General features: G+C 69.8%; 14 protein-coding genes. 8 read left to right on the top strand and 6 right to left on the bottom strand.

Translation table 11 applies throughout. From position 1 onward, the window contains the following. Positions 1–148: 148 nt before the first annotated feature. The 7 genes from pstS (at position 149) to phoR (ending at position 6,941) form a co-directional block, all read left to right on the top strand. Entirely contained in the window at positions 149–1,189 is a 1,041-nt protein-coding gene (pstS, locus tag RT282_RS10115) for a phosphate ABC transporter substrate-binding protein PstS (RefSeq protein WP_313313609.1), read from the top strand. A gap of 80 nt (positions 1,190–1,269) precedes the next feature. Beyond that, complete coding sequence (gene pstC, locus RT282_RS10110) at positions 1,270–2,286, top strand: phosphate ABC transporter permease subunit PstC (RefSeq protein ID WP_409519478.1); 1,017 nt, start codon at positions 1,270–1,272, stop codon at positions 2,284–2,286. A gap of 14 nt (positions 2,287–2,300) precedes the next feature. Continuing rightward, on the top strand, positions 2,301–3,182 hold the full coding sequence (gene pstA / locus RT282_RS10105; protein ID WP_313314051.1) for a phosphate ABC transporter permease PstA: 882 nt from the start codon (positions 2,301–2,303) through the stop codon (positions 3,180–3,182). A 38-nt stretch (positions 3,183–3,220) separates the two neighbouring features. Further along, positions 3,221–4,003: a phosphate ABC transporter ATP-binding protein PstB gene (gene pstB / locus RT282_RS10100; protein WP_313313607.1), complete on the top strand. Its 783-nt coding sequence runs from the start codon at positions 3,221–3,223 to the stop codon at positions 4,001–4,003. Continuing rightward, complete coding sequence (phoU, locus tag RT282_RS10095) at positions 4,000–4,701, top strand: phosphate signaling complex protein PhoU (RefSeq protein WP_312302918.1); 702 nt, start codon at positions 4,000–4,002, stop codon at positions 4,699–4,701. The genes pstB and phoU overlap by 4 nt, the downstream gene beginning before the upstream one ends. Before the next feature lie 49 nt (positions 4,702–4,750). After that, positions 4,751–5,458, top strand: a complete 708-nt coding sequence (gene phoB, locus RT282_RS10090) for a phosphate regulon transcriptional regulator PhoB (RefSeq protein ID WP_312302916.1) — start codon at positions 4,751–4,753, stop codon at positions 5,456–5,458. 124 nt (positions 5,459–5,582) lie between these two features. Then, a complete protein-coding gene (phoR, locus tag RT282_RS10085; protein ID WP_313313604.1) occupies positions 5,583–6,941 on the top strand; it encodes a phosphate regulon sensor histidine kinase PhoR in 1,359 nt (452 codons plus the stop codon). Here phoR and RT282_RS10080 read toward each other — a convergent pair. From RT282_RS10080 to trxA, 6 genes are all read right to left on the bottom strand, one after another. Then, positions 6,916–8,262, bottom strand: coding sequence for an MATE family efflux transporter (locus tag RT282_RS10080; protein WP_313313602.1), 1,347 nt, complete (start codon positions 8,260–8,262; stop codon positions 6,916–6,918). The genes phoR and RT282_RS10080 overlap by 26 nt on opposite strands. Next, complete coding sequence (locus RT282_RS10075) at positions 8,262–9,974, bottom strand: hypothetical protein (protein ID WP_313313600.1); 1,713 nt, start codon at positions 9,972–9,974, stop codon at positions 8,262–8,264. The genes RT282_RS10080 and RT282_RS10075 overlap by 1 nt, the downstream gene beginning before the upstream one ends. A 182-nt stretch (positions 9,975–10,156) precedes the next feature. Next, positions 10,157–10,417, bottom strand: a complete 261-nt coding sequence (locus RT282_RS10070; protein WP_312302905.1) for a type B 50S ribosomal protein L31 — start codon at positions 10,415–10,417, stop codon at positions 10,157–10,159. 126 nt (positions 10,418–10,543) lie between these two features. Beyond that, on the bottom strand, positions 10,544–11,950 hold the full coding sequence (locus RT282_RS10065) for an HDOD domain-containing protein (RefSeq protein ID WP_313313598.1): 1,407 nt from the start codon (positions 11,948–11,950) through the stop codon (positions 10,544–10,546). Between the two features lie 34 nt (positions 11,951–11,984). Next, positions 11,985–13,247, bottom strand: a complete 1,263-nt coding sequence (gene rho, locus RT282_RS10060; RefSeq protein WP_312757389.1) for a transcription termination factor Rho — start codon at positions 13,245–13,247, stop codon at positions 11,985–11,987. Between the two features lie 263 nt (positions 13,248–13,510). After that, the gene (trxA, locus tag RT282_RS10055) at positions 13,511–13,843 is read right to left on the bottom strand and encodes a thioredoxin TrxA (RefSeq protein ID WP_312302897.1); all 333 of its coding nucleotides are present in this window, start codon (positions 13,841–13,843) and stop codon (positions 13,511–13,513) included. Positions 13,844–13,956: 113 nt separating this feature from the next. On the opposite strand from trxA, the gene RT282_RS10050 reads away from it, so the two are divergent. Beyond that, entirely contained in the window at positions 13,957–16,512 is a 2,556-nt protein-coding gene (locus tag RT282_RS10050; protein ID WP_313313593.1) for a PD-(D/E)XK nuclease family protein, read from the top strand. Positions 16,513–16,628 lie beyond the last annotated feature (116 nt).

The following is a 16,628-nucleotide window of genomic DNA, read 5'->3' as shown; positions in this document are numbered from 1 at the left end:
CGCCTGCGACAGCCATGTGACAAGGACGCGGCGCCCGTTCCGAAGAGAGAAAACGTATTTGTGACCGTCACGCTGTATGTCACGCACCTGTCACAGACGGCTCCTACATTGCCGACATAGCGATTTTTCCAACCAAGAGGTCTCTTCCATGAAACTCTCCGCGATTCGGGTTCTGGTGTCTGGTGTAGTGGCGTTGGGCGCTGTCACAAGCGCCTGGGCCCAGCAGGAAGCCACGGGCGCCGGTGCCAGCTTCCCTGCGCCGCTGTATTCCAAGTGGGCCGCCGACTACAACAAGGCCACCGGGGTGAAGATCAACTACCAGTCGGTGGGTTCGGGAGCCGGCCTGCGCCAGATCGAGGCCAAGACGGTGGACTTCGGCGCCTCTGACGCGCCCCTGAAGGACGAGGAACTGGCAGCCAAGGGTCTGGTGCAGTTTCCCACCGTGATCGGCGGCATCGTGCCGGTGGTCAACATCCAGGGCCTGCAGCCCGGCCAGCTCAAGCTGAACGGCCAGGTCATCGGCGACATCTACCTGGGCAAGATCACCAAGTGGAGCGACGCGGCCATCAAGGCGCTGAACCCCGGCGTGAACCTGCCGGACGCCACGATCGCCCCGGTGCGCCGTGCCGACGGCTCGGGCACGACCTTTGGCTTCACCAACTACCTGTCCAAGGTCAACGCCGAGTGGAAGTCCAAGGTGGGCGAGGGCACGGCCGTGAACTGGCCTACCGGAGCGGGCGGCAAGGGCAACGAGGGCGTGGCCGCTTTCGTGGCGCGCCTGCCCAATTCCATCGGCTACGTGGAGTACGCCTACGTCAAGCAAAACAAGCTGACCTACGCGCAGCTGCAAAACAGCGCGGGCAACTTCGTCTCGCCGGACGAGGCCTCCTTCAAGGCCGCCGCCGCGGGTGCCGACTGGGCCAAGAGCTTCTACCAGATCCTCACCGACCAACCTGGCAAGGATGCCTGGCCCATCACCTCGGCCACCTTCATCCTGATGCACAAGAAGCAGGACAAGCCGGTGCAAGCCGCCACGGCGCTGAAGTTTTTCGAGTGGGCCTACAAGAGCGGTGACAAGACCGCCTCCGACCTGGACTACGTGGCCATGCCCGAGAGCGTCAAGGGCGTGATCATGAAGTCCTGGGGCGACATCAAGGACGCCTCCGGTCAGGCCGTTTCCCTGAAGTAAGCTGGCGCGCTGGCCCGCCCCTCGCCCGGCGGGCCAGCCGGCTTGTTTTTCTCCCTCTCTAGGCAACGGACGTGTCCACCATGCTGCCAGCCCCCCAGGTGCCGCCGCTCGATGCGGCTCGCCGGCTTTCCCAAAGCACCCCGCCTGCGCGCCGCGCCATGATTTCCAGCGTGCTCGTCGACCGCATCTTCGGCTGGCTGGCGCGCGGCGCCGCGCTGGTCACGCTGGCGCTACTGCTGGGCATCATGGCCTCGCTGGTGCATGGCGCCTGGCCGTCCATCCAGGCCTACGGCCTGGGTTTTCTGACCAGCAGCGTCTGGGACCCGGTCAAGAACGAGTACGGCGGCCTGGTCATGATCTACGGCACGCTGGCCACGTCCTTCATCGCCCTGCTGATCGCCGTGCCAGTCAGCTTCGGCATCGCGCTGTTCCTGACCGAGCTGTCGCCCGCCTGGCTCAAGCGCCCGCTGGGCACGGCCATCGAGCTGCTGGCGGCCGTGCCCTCCATCGTCTACGGCATGTGGGGCCTGATGGTGTTCGGCCCCATCCTGGCCGCCTGGGTGCAGCAGCCGCTGCAGGCGCTGCTGGCCGGTGTGCCCTACCTGGGCGCGCTGGTGTCGGGCCCGCCGGTGGGCATCGGCATCCTGTCGGCCGGCATCATCCTGGCGATCATGATCATCCCGTTCATCGCCTCGGTGATGCGCGACGTGTTCGAGGTCACGCCGGCGCTGCTCAAGGAGTCGGCCTACGGACTGGGCGCCACCACCTGGGAGGTGGTCTGGAAGGTCGTGCTGCCCTATACCAAGTCGGGCGTGCTGGGCGGCATCATGCTGGGCCTGGGCCGCGCGCTGGGCGAGACCATGGCCGTCACCTTCGTCATCGGCAACATGAACCAGCTCAACACCCTGTCGGTCTTCGACGCGGCCAACAGCATCACCTCGGCCCTGGCCAACGAGTTCGCCGAGGCTGGCGAAGGCCTGCACCAGGCCTCGCTGATCTACCTGGGGCTGGTGCTGTTCTTCATCACCTTCATCGTCCTGTCGCTGTCCAAACTGCTGCTGGCCCGCCTGAAAAAGGGCGAAGGAGCACGCGCATGAGCACCCGCACGGAGATTCGCACCTCGCAACGGCTGATCGCCGCCGCCGACCTGGCCCAGGTGCGCGCCCAGCGCTACGCGGCGCGCAAGCGCGTGAACCAGGTGGCCCTGGCGCTGTCGCTGCTGGCCATGGCCTTCGGCGTGTTCTGGCTGATCTGGATCCTGTGGGAGACCGTCCGCCTGGGCCTGGGCGGCCTGAGCGTGGCCCTGTTCACCCAGATGACGCCGCCGCCCAACGAGGCCGGCGGCCTGGCCAACGCCATCTTCGGCTCCTTTGTCATGGTGCTGCTGGCCACCTTTGTGGGCACGCCCATCGGCATCATGGCCGGCGTCTACCTGGCCGAGTACGACCCGCGCGGCTGGCTGTCCAGCGTCACGCGCTTCGTCAACGACATCCTGCTGTCGGCGCCCAGCATCGTCATCGGTCTGTTCGTCTACGCCGTGGTGGTGGCGCGCTTCAAGAGCTTTTCCGCCTGGGCCGGCATCATGGCGCTGGCGCTGATCGTCATCCCGGTGGTCATCCGCACTACCGAAAACATGCTGGTGCTGGTGCCCGCCAGCCTGCGTGAGGCGGCCTACGCCCTGGGCACGCCGAAGTGGAAGGTCATCACCCTGGTGACGCTGCGCGCGGCGCGTGCCGGCGTCATCACCGGCGTGCTGCTGGCCGTGGCGCGCATCGCCGGAGAGACGGCGCCGCTCTTGTTCACCGCGCTAAACAACCAGTTCTGGAACGGCGACCTGTCCAAGCCCATGGCCAGCCTGCCGGTGACCATTTTCAAGTTCGCCATGAGCCCCTACGAGAACTGGCAGCAGCTGGCCTGGTCCGCGGTGTTCCTGATCACGCTGGCCGTGCTGGCCCTGAACATCCTGGCGCGCGTGCTGGCGCGGCAGAAGTAGTAGCAACGCAACGAGCAAACCCCTGAAGCGAGAGTTTCATGCCCTCCACCCGGACTTTTGAGCCCCCGCGAGCCAAGCTCAGCGTGCGCGACCTGAATTTCTATTACGGGCGCTTCCATGCGCTCAAGAGCATCAACCTGGACATTCCGGAGAACAAGGTGACGGCCTTCATCGGGCCGTCCGGCTGCGGCAAGTCCACGCTGCTGCGCACCTTCAACCGCATGTTCGAGCTGTACCCCGAGCAGCGCGCCGAAGGGCAGATCCTGCTGGACGGGCAGGACCTGCTGACGGCCAAGGAAGACGTGGCGCTGATCCGCGCCAAGGTGGGCATGGTGTTCCAAAAGCCCACGCCGTTCCCGATGTCCATCTACGACAACATCGCCTTCGGCGTGAAGCTGTTCGAGAGCCTGAACGCCACCGACATGGACGAGCGCGTGGAATGGGCGCTGCGCAAGGCTGCGCTGTGGGGCGAGGTCAAGGACAAGCTGCACCAAAGCGGCGCCAGCCTGTCGGGCGGGCAGCAGCAGCGCCTGTGCATCGCCCGCGGTATCGCCATCAAGCCCGAGGTGCTGCTGCTGGACGAGCCCTGCTCGGCGCTGGACCCGATCTCCACGGCCAAGATCGAGGAGCTGATCGCCGAGCTGAAGAACGACTACACGGTGGTCATCGTCACGCACAACATGCAGCAGGCCGCGCGCTGCAGCGACTACACGGCTTACATGTACCTGGGCGACCTGGTGGAGTTCGGCGAGACCGAGGCCATGTTCTTCAAGCCCCAGCGCAAAGAGACCGAGGACTACATCACAGGAAGGTTCGGATGACCGAGAAGCATCTTTCCACACAGTTCGACAGCGAGTTGAACGCCATCTCCGCCCGCGTCATGGAGCTGGGCGGGCTGGTGGAGTCGCAGATCCGCCAGGCCATCCACGCGCTGTCGCACTTCAGCCCCGAGGCGGCGCAGGAGGTCGAGACGCTGGAGCAGCGCGTGAACGCCATGGAGGTGGAGATCGATCACGAGCTGACCACCATCATCGCCCGGCGCCAGCCCACGGCGCGCGACCTGCGCCTCTTGATGGCCTTTTCCAAGGCCACGGCCAATCTGGAGCGCATGGGCGACGAGGCCACGCGCATGGCGCGCATGTGCCTGTCCATCATCGACAGCGGCGCCGCCCGCGCCCTGCCCACCAGCGACCTGCGCGTGGCGGCCGATCTGGCCTCGGGCCTGCTGCGCAAGGCGCTGGACGCCTTCGCCCGGCTGGACACCCGCGCCGCGCTGGCCATCCTGAAGGAGGACGACCTGATCGACGAGGAGTTCGACGGCTTCGTGCGCAAGCTGGTCACCTACATGATGGAAGACCCGCGCAAGATCTCGCCCAGCCTGGACCTGCTGTTCCTGGCCAAGGCCATCGAGCGCATCGGCGATCACTCCAAGAACGTGGCCGAGCTGATCATCTACCTGGTCGAAGGCCGCGACGTGCGCCACCGCGCGCTGCACGAGATCGAGTCCGCGCTGGGCTGAGCGCCCGCCCATCCACCACGCGTCCACCCTGCACCCGCCCTACCGCCGCATGAAGAAACTGCCCCGCGTGCTCATCGTCGAGGACGAGCCGCCGATCGCCGAGCTCATCGCCGTGAACCTGCGCCACAACGGTTTTGCACCCGTCTGGGCCGAAGACGGCGAGGCCGCCCAGCGCGAGCTGGACGCCGTGCTGCCCGACGTCATCCTGCTGGACTGGATGCTGCCCGGCATGAGCGGCCTGCAACTGGCCCGCCGCTGGCGCGCCGACAGCCGCACCAAGGCCGTGCCCATCCTGATGCTGACGGCGCGCGGCGACGAGCCCGACAAGGTCGCCGGTCTGGACGCCGGCGCCGACGACTACGTGACCAAGCCCTTTTCCACCCAGGAGCTGCTGGCGCGCATGCGCGCCGTGTTGCGCAGGCGCGCGCCCGAGCAGCTCAGCGACAGCGTGACGATAGGCGCGCTGGTGCTGGACGCCTCCACCCACCGCGTCAGCTGGCGGGACGAGCCTTTGAAGCTCGGCCCGACGGAATTTCGCCTGCTGCACTACCTCATGAAGCACGCCGAGCGCGTGCACAGCCGCGCCCAGCTGCTGGACAAGGTCTGGGGCGACCACGTCTTCATCGAGGAGCGCACGGTGGACGTGCACATCAAGCGTCTGCGCGAAGCCCTGGGCGGCGCCGGGCGCATGGTGCAGACCGTGCGCGGCGCCGGCTATCGCCTGACCGGCGAGGCCGCGCCCGATGCGCAGGCGTGAATGCGGCAGTACTACCAAAACAATAGCTGCTGCCGCGTGAAGAGCAAGGTTTTCAATGCGTTTCAATGCTGAAACCGCCTTCCATCAAGCGCAAGCAGCTCCTTAAACCATAGCGAATCCCGCCATGCTCCTGCGCCTGTTCGTCCTGATCCTGTGCCAGCTGGCTGGCGCCGCGCTCGGCTGGTGGCTGGCGCGCGCCTGGGGTGCGGCGGCCGGAGCGGCCCTGGGCGCCTGCCTGTGGCTGGCGGGGGACAGCTGGGCCGCGGCGCGACTGCTGGCCTGGCTGCGCGGCGGCGCGGCCGCCGAGGCACCGCGCCTGTCCGGCCCCTGGGGCGAGGCCGCGGACCGCGCCCGCCGCCTGCTGCGCGAAGGCCAGCGGCGCGAGCAGGCCAGCCAGGCGCGGTTGGACGAGATCCTGGCCGCGCTGCAGGCCTCGCCCAACGGCGTGACGCTGCTGGACGCCGCCGGGCGCATCGAGTGGTGCAACCAGATGGCGCAGGAGCACTTCGGCCTGGAGGCCGCGCGCGACGAGCTGCAGTCCATCGGCAACCTGGTGCGCGACCCCGAGTTCACCGCCTACCTGGCCGGCGGCGACTACGCCCAGGGCGTGGTGCTGCCCGGGCGCGGCAGCACCCCCTCGCGGCCGGTGCGCATCGCCGTGCACCTGCACCCCTATGGCGACGGGCGGCGCCTGCTGCTGTCGCGCGACATCACCCAACTGGAGCAGGCCGAGGCCATGCGCCGCGACTTCGTGGCCAACGTCTCGCACGAGATTCGCACGCCGCTCACCGTGCTGATCGGCTTCGTCGAGACGCTGCAGACCCTGCCGCTGGACGCCGGCGAGCGCGCCCACTACCTGGGCCTGATGGCGCGCCAGGGCGAGCGCATGCAGCGCCTGGTGCAGGACCTGCTGACCCTGTCGCGCCTGGAGGGCAGCCCGCTGCCCGGCCGCCACGAATGGGTCAGCGTGCGCGAGCTGCTGCGCCGCTGCCAGGACGAGGCGCAGGCTCTGTCGACCGCCCTGGCGCAGGGCGGGCGGGCGCACCACATCACCTTTCCCGAAGCGGCGCAGGCCGAGGCCGCCGGCGAGATCGCGGGCAGCGCCGCCGAGCTGCACAGCGCCCTGGCCAACCTGGTCAACAACGCCGTGCGCTACACGCCGGCAGGCGGCTCCATCACCGTCCGCTGGGAGGCGCAGCCGGGCGGCGGGGCGCGCTTTTCCGTCACCGACAGCGGCCCGGGCATCGCGCCCGAGCACCTGGCGCGCATCACCGAGCGCTTCTACCGCGTGGACCGCAGCCGCTCGCGCGACACCGGAGGTACCGGCCTGGGCCTGGCCATCGTCAAGCACGTGGCGCAGCGCCACGGCGCCGTGCTGCGCGTGGCCAGCCTGCTGGGCGAGGGGGCCACGTTCAGCGTCGAGTTCCCGGCTTCGCGGCTGCGTGCCGCGCAAGCGATCAGCGCTGCCGGGACTGCGCCCTGAGCACGAAGGCCAGCAGCGCCCAGAAGGCCAGCGCCACCCCGGCCAGGGCCGCCGCGCTGGCCATCCAGAAGGCCGCGGGTGAGTGCAGCGGCCCGAAGCCGGCCACGCCGCGGTAGGCCAGCGCGTAGCCGCCGCCCAGGCCCGCGCCCCACAGCATCACGCCATACACCAGCAGTGGCGCCAGCGTGATGTGCCAGCTGCGCAGCACGAAGATGCACAGCGTCTGCACCGCGTCGGCCACGTGGTAGGCCGCCACCCAGGCCAGCAGGCCAGTGGTCAGCGCGACCACGGCGGCGTCGCTGGAGTAGAGCGCCGCCATCGGCCCTCGTACTATCAAAAGAAGAGCTGCCAGCGCAATACCCATCAGCGCTGCAAGCCAAAAACCCTTCCAGACCGCGGCCGCTGCCTGGACCTCGTCCCCGCTACCGCGCCAGAAGCTGGCGCGGGCGCTGGTGGCAATGGCCAGCGACAGCGGCACCATGTACAGCACGGCCGCCAGGTTGCCCGCGATCTGGTGCGCCGCCGAGGCCAGCACGCCCTGGCGCGCGACGAACAGCGCCATCAGCGTGAAAGAGGTCACCTCCACCATGATCGCCAGCCCCGCCGGCACGCCCAGCCGTAGAAAGCGCGCCAGCTGCGCGCCCTGCGGCGGCTCGGGCCACCGCCACAGGGCCAGTGGCGCGTACATGGGCTGGCGGCGCATCATCCACAGGCCCAGAAGCGCCAGCGCGTAGTTCACGGCCAGCGTGGCCCAGGCGCAGCCGACCACGCCCTGAGGCTCAAGCCCGGCGCCGCCGAAGGTGAACCAGATGGACAGCGGCACCTTGAGGACCAGCGAGCCCAGCTGCAACCAGGTGACCAGCTGCGGCCAGCCCAGCGCCTGGTTCAGCGTGCCGTAGATACGAAACAGCAGCGCCGGCGGCAGGCCGAAGGCCAGGATGGCCAGGTAGTCCGCAACCAGGCCGCGCAGCTCGGGCGGTACGTCGGTGGCGCGCAGGACGGGCCCGGGCGCCAGCAGCGCGGCCATGCCCAGCACACTGGCGGCCAGCCACAGGTACAGCGACTGGCGCACGCTGGCGCCTATGGATCCGTGCTGGCCGGCGCCGCGCTGCTCGGCCCACACCGGCAGCAGGGCCTGCAGCACGCCCATCAGCGCCACGTAGACGCTGACGAACACCGCCGAGCCGATGGACAGCGCCGCCAGCGAGTCCTGCGAGTGGCGCCCGGCGACGATGGTGTCCGTCACGCCGAAGGCCATCACGGCCAGTTGCCCGGCCAGCACCGTCAGGGCGTGCCGGGCGATGGTGGACAGCTCGCTCATCAGTGGTCGGTTGCAGGGGCGGGCAGCACGGCGCGGCGCAGCACCAGCAGGCGGTCGCTGCGCTCGGTCGGACGGCTCACGCTGGCCACCAGCTCCCAGCGCTCGGCCGGCCCGGCCGCGGCCAGGCGGGCGCGGGCGTCGCCGTCGGCGATCAGCCAGTCGCAGCGGGCGGCCTGCGCAGCGGGCACCACCTCCAGGCCGCCGTGGTAGGACAGGGCGGCCAGCTGCGCGCGGCTCAGGTCCAGGCCGGACACGCAGCCCGGCTGTGGCCCCAGCACGGCGGAGACACCGGCGATCTGCGGCGCAAAGCTGCGGCCATAGTCCAAGAGCGGGAGCCACAGCGTCATGACCAGCAGCCAGCCCAGCGTAGCGCCGGTGGCGGGCAGCACCAGGCTCTTCCACAACGCGGCGCGGTGGCGCCCAGCGCGCCACCACACCAGCGCGCCCCAGGCCAGCGTGGCGGCTACCGCCACGGCGAAGGCCACGATGGAGAACTGCGGCACGTAGCCTGGCGCCAGCCGTGCCACATTGGCCGCCGGCTTGGCCGGCACGCCGGTCTGCACCGCCAGCCAGACCACCCACACGGCGATGGCGCCGATGCTGAAGAACAGCAGCGTGAACCAGTCGACGAGCGCCGCCAGGCCCCGGCGCAGCGTGGGCAGGGCGAACGCGGCCAGCGTGGCCAGGGCCGGCAGGGCCAGCAGCAGGGCGCGGTCGGCCGGCTGGGTCAGCAGCGCCGTGCCGGCCGAAACTAGTGCGAACCACAGCGGCAGCCACAGGTGGCGGTGCCAGGCGCGGCTGGCGATCTGCTGTCGCCAGCGCCAGCAGGTCCACAGCGCTAGCGGCCAGGCCGGCCAGGTGAACCAGATGAAAAGGCGCACCAGGCTTTGCCACTGCTTGGCCTCTTCATAGCTGACGACGCGCCAGCGCCACAGCCCCAGTGCCGTGGCCAGCAGCGCGGCGGCCGCTGTCAGCGCCAGCAGCAGGGCGGTACCCACGGTACGCTGGCGCGGCGTGGCCGGCAGTGCTTGCCACGCCAGCCAAGCGCTGCCCATGCCCAGTAGCGCCGCCATGGTCGGCGCGCCGCTCAGCACCAGCCCGGCGAGGCCCGAGGCGGCCGCCGCAGCGCCCCAGGCCAGGCGCGCCGGCAGCAGCGCGCCGCCAGCGAATACCAGGGTGCTGCAGGCCAGCTGGGTCAGGTAGCTGGTGGTCTCGTGCGAGTACTGCATCAGCCCCAGGCAGGCGATCAGGGCCAGCAGGGCCGCGTCGGCCATGGTGCGGGCGTAGTCCACGGGGCTGGCCTCGCCGCCGAAGGCGAAGGCCACCGGCTGTGCGCCGGGACTGCGCGCCAGCTCGCGTACGGCGTACCAGGTCGCGGCAAAGGTCAGGGCCAGCAGCGCCATGAAGGGCATGCGCGCGGCCAGGGCCGCTGGCAGCCAGCCGTCCAGCCCCTGGATGGCCCAGGCGCCCAGCCAGTAGGGCAGCAGGCCGTCGGTGTCCGGCGGCAGGCCGGCCAGCAGCGGCGCGGACCAGTCCGTGCGCCCCAGGGCCAGTTCGCGCATGTAGCCGAAGGCGGTCATGTCCTCGCCGCGCCAGGGCGTGCGGCCCAGGTAGCCGGCCACGGTGTAGGCCAGGCACAGCAGCGCCAGCGCCCAGCGCGGTAGCGGGCGCACGGCGTTACGGGCAACGATGGCGGGGGAGGGCAGGTTCACGCTGGAGGCAGGACAAGGCGGCGGCTGCCGCGACCGGCTGGAGGATAGCGGGGAAAACGCGCATGTCAGGCGCCGCGCGGCGCAGGGCGCGAGCAAGAAAAAAGGCAGCGCGGCGTGCCGGGCTGCCTTTGTGGGGGGGGCTGTGGCGCGCGCGGGGCGCTGCCGCAGCCTGCCTGCGGTGCTTACTTCGCGGCTGCGGTGCTCTTGCCAAAGCGGTTGCGGAAGCGCTCCACGCGGCCGCCCATGTTGTCCACGGACTTTTGCGTGCCGGTGTAGAACGGGTGCGACTCGGAGGACGTGTCCAGCTTGTACAGGGGGTATTCCTTGCCCTCGAAGGTGTCGGTTTCCTTCGTGTTCACGCACGAGCGCGTCACGAACTTGAAGCCGTTGGACAGGTCCACGAAGAGCACTTCGCGGTAGGTGGGGTGGATGCCTTCTTTCATGGTCTTGCCTCAGCAGTCAGCGGCGGCAGCCGTGCCGGATGGGAAACAACCCTTGTTTCGCAAAACATCCAGCGTACTTGCCGCACAGGAAAAGCCCGCGATTATACCGCGCGGCGCCAAGAGGGGCTACGCCTGACCCAGTGCCAGCGTGGCGTAGGCCTTGTCCAGCGCCTCGATACCGTGGCGCAGCACCTGGGCCGCGTCCACGCCGCAGGCCGCGGCAGGCACATCCAGCGCCTCGGTCTCGGGGTTTTCGTGGGCGCGCGCCAGGGCCAGCGCATCGCCGTAGATGCCCGGCTGGCCCAGCAGTGCCTGCTGCACGGCGTCCGGCAGGCGGGCGGCCTGGGCCAGCGCGGGCAGGCTCTGTCCGGTCAGCAGGTCGAGCATCGAAAACAGACCCTGCAGGAACAGCTCGTCCGGGCGGTCGGGCACACGGCCCTGGCCGGCCAGGCCTTCCAGAAAAAAGGCCCGCGTGAGGGCCTGCTCGGACAGCAGCCGCTCGCGGAAACCCGCCTGGCGGATGTCAAACAGCAGCAGCGACAGCCATCGGTAGCAGCGTTCGCGCCCGAGCAGCTGCAGAGCCGAGTCGATGGTCAGCACCGGCTCGCGCAGGCCCATGGCGGGCGAGTTCAGGTAGCGCAACAGCTTGAAGGTCATCACCGGGTCGGTGGTGATCTGCCGGGCAATGCTGCGCAGGTCTTCATCGCCGCGCAGCAGGTTCAAGAGCTTGAGGGTAAGCGCCTGATTGGTTTCGCTCTGGGGCGGGTGCCAGTCGTCGCGGCGGGTGACGAAATCGCCCAGAAAGTAGTCGAATCCCATCCGGAAGCACAGGTGGAATTCCTCGTAAGCGCGCAGCTCCTGCGCCATCAGCCGCAGGGCAGGCGCCTGGGGCGGGTGCTGGCGCTGCAGGGACTGGCGCAGCGCGTCCAGTTGCAGGCCATCCATTCCAGCGGTCTGGAACTGCACGTACTCGCCCTGGGCGGCCAGTTGCTCCAGGGCCGGATGCTCGGCCAGCGCGCGGGCGTCCAGTACCCAGCCGATGGCAAAGCCCGCCTGGCGCAGGGCGTCCAGTCGGGGCAGCAGCAGCTCGGGCCGCAGCGGCTGGCGGCCGGGTTTGAGCATCAGCACGCTGTTGTGCGCGGGCAGTCGGTCCAGCAGCGGGTTGTCCAGCGACACCGGCGACAGGCCGACGAAGGCCAGGCGGTGGCCCAGCAGGCTGTGGATGCCCAGCGACGCCAGGCTGCGCAGCAGGACGTCGTCATAGACCTTGTGCCGCAGGTCCTGCTTGCCCTGCAAGCGCGACTGCAGGTTGTTCTGCAGATTGAAGGTGTAGCCGGCGATGCGCTCGTCGCGGCCCAGCACGGGCTCGCGGCGCACGAAGGAGGGCGTGGCCGCCGGTGCGCTGGCCGTGGCCAGGGGCGCCAGCCGGTCCAGCGCTTCGAACTGCTGTCGGCTGCGCAGCTCGGGCGACGGCGGTGGTGGCGTGGGCGCTGGGCGCGAGCGCCCCAGCAGGCGGCGCAGGATGTCGAGCATGGTGGTGCGCTGGCCCGATGCCGCCGTGGGTGCCTTAGCCGCCGCGGCGCATGGCCTCGAAGAATTCGACGTTGTTCTTCGTCTCCTTCATTTTCTTGATCATCAGCTCCATGGACTCGATCTCGTCCATGTTGTACATGAACTGGCGCAGGATGCGGGTCTTTTGCAGGATCTCGGGCGGCAGCAGCAGCTCTTCGCGGCGCGTGCCGCTCTTGTTCATCTCGATGGCGGGGAACACGCGCTTTTCATAGAGGCGCCGGCTCAGGTGCACCTCGCTGTTGCCCGTGCCCTTGAATTCCTCGAAGATCACCTCGTCCATGCGGCTGCCGGTGTCCACCAGTGCCGTGGCGATGATGGTCAGCGAGCCGCCTTCCTCGACCTTGCGTGCCGCGCCGAAAAAACGCTTGGGACGCTGCAGCGCATTGGAGTCCACGCCGCCCGATAGCACCTTGCCGCTGGAGGGCACGACGTTGTTGTAGGCGCGGGCCAGGCGGGTGATGGAGTCCAGCAGGATCACCACGTCCTTCTTCAGCTCGACCAGACGCTTGGCGCGCTCGATGACCATCTCGGCCACGTGCACGTGGCGCGCCGCGGGTTCGTCGAAGGTGGAGGCAATGATCTCGCCCTTGACCGAGCGCTGCATCTCGGTCACTTCCTCGGGCCGTTCGTCCACCAGCAGCACCATCAGGTGCACGTCCGGGTTGTTGGCGGTGATGGCGTGGGCGATGTGCTGCATCATCACCGTCTTGCCGCTCTTCGGGGGGGCGACGATCAGCGCGCGCTGGCCGCGGCCGATGGGGGCGATGATGTCGATGATGCGGCCGGTGATGTTTTCTTCGCCCTTGATGTCGCGCTCGAGCTTCATCTGCTCCTTGGGGAACAGCGGCGTCAAGTTCTCGAACATCACCTTGTGCTTGTTCTGCTCGGGCGCCATGCCGTTGACCTTGTCCAGCTTGGTCAGGGCAAAGTAGCGCTCGCCGTCCTTGGGGATGCGCACCTCGCCCTCGATCATGTCGCCGGTGTGCAGGTTGAAGCGGCGCACCTGGCTGGGCGAGATGTAGATGTCGTCGGTGCTGGCGGTGTAGCTGGTGTCCGGGCTGCGCAGGAAGCCAAAGCCGTCGGGCAGGATCTCCAGCACACCGTCGGCGAACACCTGTTCGCCCGCCTTGGCGCGTTTCTTGATGATGGCGAACATCAGCTCCTGCTTGCGCATCCGGCCGCCGTTTTCGATCTCCAGCGCTTCGGCTTGCTTGAGCACTTCGGACACGTGCAAAGCCTTGAGTTCGTTGAGGTGCATGTAGTGACTCCTTGAGCGGAGTGAGGACAGGTGTCTTGGGGTGGGAGGGGCTGCGTTCCATGCGTGCCACGGAGCGTGGCGTGGAGGACGAGCCGGTGATCCGGGCCCGCCGCGACTGTGGGTGGTGCGGCGGTGCGATCAGCGTGCAAATTATGACAGGAAATCCCCGCAGGCCTGCAGCGCGTTGCGCCTGGCCTGGGCTACGGGGCAAAACAAAGCGGCTGCGCCAGGCAGCCGCGGTGTGCCGGCAGGGCCGGCGAATATCAGGCCAGTTGCTGGTCGATAAAGGCCGTGAGTTGCGCCTTGCTGAGCGCGCCCACCTTGGTGGCGGCCAGCTGGCCGTCCTTGAACAGCATCAGCGTCGGGATGCCGCGGATGCCGAACTTGGCCGGCACCTCGCGGTTGTCGTCCACGTTCATCTTGGCCACCGTCAGGCGGCCCTGGTAGGCGCTGGCGACCTCGTCCAGGATGGGTGCGATCATCTTGCAGGGACCGCACCACTCGGCCCAGTAATCCACCAGCACCGGGGTGCTGGCCTTGAGCACGTCGGCGTCGAAGCTGGCGTCGCTGAGTTGCTTGATGAGTTCGCTGGCCATGGGCGTTTCCTTCGGTTCCTTCCCGTGTCTGGGGCTGTCTGCTGCGTTTAAAGTCCGGTCATTGTGACAGAAACCCGAACCCCGCGCGGCGCTGCGGCCGTATCCCCGATGCTATGACAGTCATAGCGACAGACGATTGCCCGGCGCAGGGCTGGAGCGAGGTGTTCGCCCGCGTGCAGGCTCTCGCCGCCGAGCGTGGGGTACGCCTGTGCGCCGTGGTGGTGCTGGTGCCCTACGCCCAGCTCATGGCCCAGGCCGGCCGGCAGTGGCAGCGCCTGTACTCCCAGGGTTTCTCCCCGCGTTTTGAAACCACGCGCAACTGGGCGGGACGGTTCGCAGCCCCCGCGCCGCACGCCAGCGAATACACGGGCGAGAGGGCGCGCGACGCCATCACCGCCCGCGCCTTGCTGGAGCGCGCCGGCCTGGCCGAGCACCGCGAGATGCTGGCGCAATTGGTGCTCGAGATGGCCGGCCAGCTGGCCAGCGCGGTGGCCGCCGTCGCGCCCGACCAGCGCCCGCAGTGGGGCGAGGCGGCGCGCGCGCTGCTGCCTGCCGGCGGCGAGGGCGCCGCGCTGCGTTTCGAAGCGGCCGCCGCGCGCATCGCGCTGGAATGGGTGCTGGCCTCGCGCCACGCCGGCGACGTGCTGTTCACGCCGTTGGCGCGCCAGGCAGCGCGGCTGCTGGTGGTATTGGAAGGTCTGCAGCCCGATCCGCTGGCCCGCGCGCTGCTGGCGCACTGGGGTAACGACGGCTGGTCCGCCTCCCTGCATCTGCCCGTTGCCGACGCGCCGCGCATCGCATTGCACACCGTGGACGACGGCGAGGCCGAGGCCCAGCGCGCCGCCGCCTGCGTGCTGACCCACCTGGCGGCCGGCCGCGCCCCAGTAGCGCTGGCCGCCACCGACCGCGCGCTGACCCGCCGCATCAGCGCCCTGCTGCACGCTGCCGGCGTCAGCGTGCAGGACGAGTCCGGTTGGACGCTGTCCACCACGCGGGCGGCCGCTCGGCTCATGGCGCTGCTGCGCGCCTGTGCCTGGGACGCGCCGGCCGACGAGGTGCTGGACTGGCTTAAGCATTGCCCCGGCGCCGATGCATCGGCGCTGCGCGCGCTGGAGCGCTGGCTGCGTCGCCAGGGCACGCGCCAGTGGAGCGCTGGCGCCGCCGAGCTGGCCGCGCGCAGCGCCCACCTGCCGCTCGAGGCCGCGCTGGCCGCGCAGTGCGAGCACTGGCGCAGCCAGCTGCAGGCGGCGCGCCCGCTGGCCGCCTGGCTGGCGGCGCTGCGCCAGCTGCTGCAGGACTGCGGCGCCTGGGACGCCCTGCAGGCCGACGCCGCCGGCGAGCGCGTGCTGGCCGAGCTGCGTCTGCCGCCCGGCCTGGGCGACGACCTGCATGCCGTGGACGGTGCGGGCCGGCGCCTGAACCTGGCCGAGTTCACCCGCTGGGCCGGCGAGGTGCTGGAAAGCGCCCGCTACCGCCCCGAATACCCGGAAGGCGCGCCCGTCGTGGTGCTGCCCCTGGCGCAGCTGCTGGCGCGGCCCTTCGCAGCGCTGGTCGTGCCCGGCTGCGATGAAAAGCGCCTGCAGGCCGCCCCCGAGCCGCCCGGCCCGTGGACAGCCGCGCAGCGCGAAGGCCTGGGCCTGCCCACGCGCGAGGCGCTGGCCCAGGCCCAGCGCGCCGCCTGGCAGTACGCGCTGGGTCTGCCGCATGTGGAGCTGGTCTGGCGCACCGGCGACGGGCGCAGCGAGCCGCTGCTGGCCAGCCCGCTGGTGCAGGCGCTGCGTCTGTTGGACGTGGCTGGGCAGGGGCAGGACGCCTGCGTGCCGCGCGCCGTCACTGCCGCACCCGTGGCCCGGCCCCGGGCCGACGGCCGTGCGCTGCCGCTGGCGCGGCTGTCTGCGTCCGCCTATGCCGACCTGCGGCACTGCCCCTACCGCTTCTTCGCGCTGCGCCAGCTGGGCTTGCAGGAAGACGGTGAGCTGGACGGCCAGGTGGACAAGCGCGACTTCGGCACCTGGCTGCACCGGCTGCTGCAGCACTTCCACGAAGGACTGGGCACGGCCGCCAGCGCCGCCGAGCGCGTCGCGCTGATGGACGAGGCCGCGGCGCGCGCCACACACGAGTTGCGCCTGGAGGGTGGCGACTTCCTGCCCTGGACCAGCGGCTGGCCCCTGCTGCGCGACGGCTACCTGAGCTGGCTGAGCGGCTACGAGGCCGGCGAGGGTGGTGCCTTCACCCACGCCGAGCTGCACGCCCGCCAGCCGCTGGACAGCGGCGTCGAGCTGATCGGCACGCTGGACCGGGTGGACGTGATCCAGCCCGCGGGGCAGCCGCCCGTGCACCTGATCATCGACTACAAGAGCGAAAACGCCATGCGCACCCGCGAGCGCATCGGCGCCGGCGGCGAGGACATTCAATTGGCTTTCTACGCCGCGCTCATGCCGCCGGGCCACACGCTGCGCGCCGCCTACCTGAACGTGGGCGAGCGCGGCGAGACCCGGCTGTACGAGCAGGACGGCCTGCAGCAGCTGCACCAGCAGCTGCTGCGCTCCATCGAGCAGGACATGGCGCGTATTGCCGAAGGCGCGCCCCTGCAGGCGCTGGGCGAGGGCGCCGTGTGCGACTGGTGCGCCGCGCGCGGCCTGTGCCGCAAGGACTTCTGGAATGAGTAGCAGGGACACCCCCGTGAGGCGCTGCGCGCCTTCCCCCCTCTCTCTACGCGCTGCGCGCTCCGGGAGGGGGGGACGACGCCTTCGCTGCGGGGCGGCCATTGCTTGGCGTCTGCTGG

This window comes from Pulveribacter sp. (assembly GCF_032079985.1).
GTDB lineage: Bacteria > Pseudomonadota > Gammaproteobacteria > Burkholderiales > Burkholderiaceae_C > Melaminivora.
The sequence above is the reverse complement of the archived record's forward strand: the minus strand, read 5'-3'. Positions and strand labels throughout refer to the sequence as shown.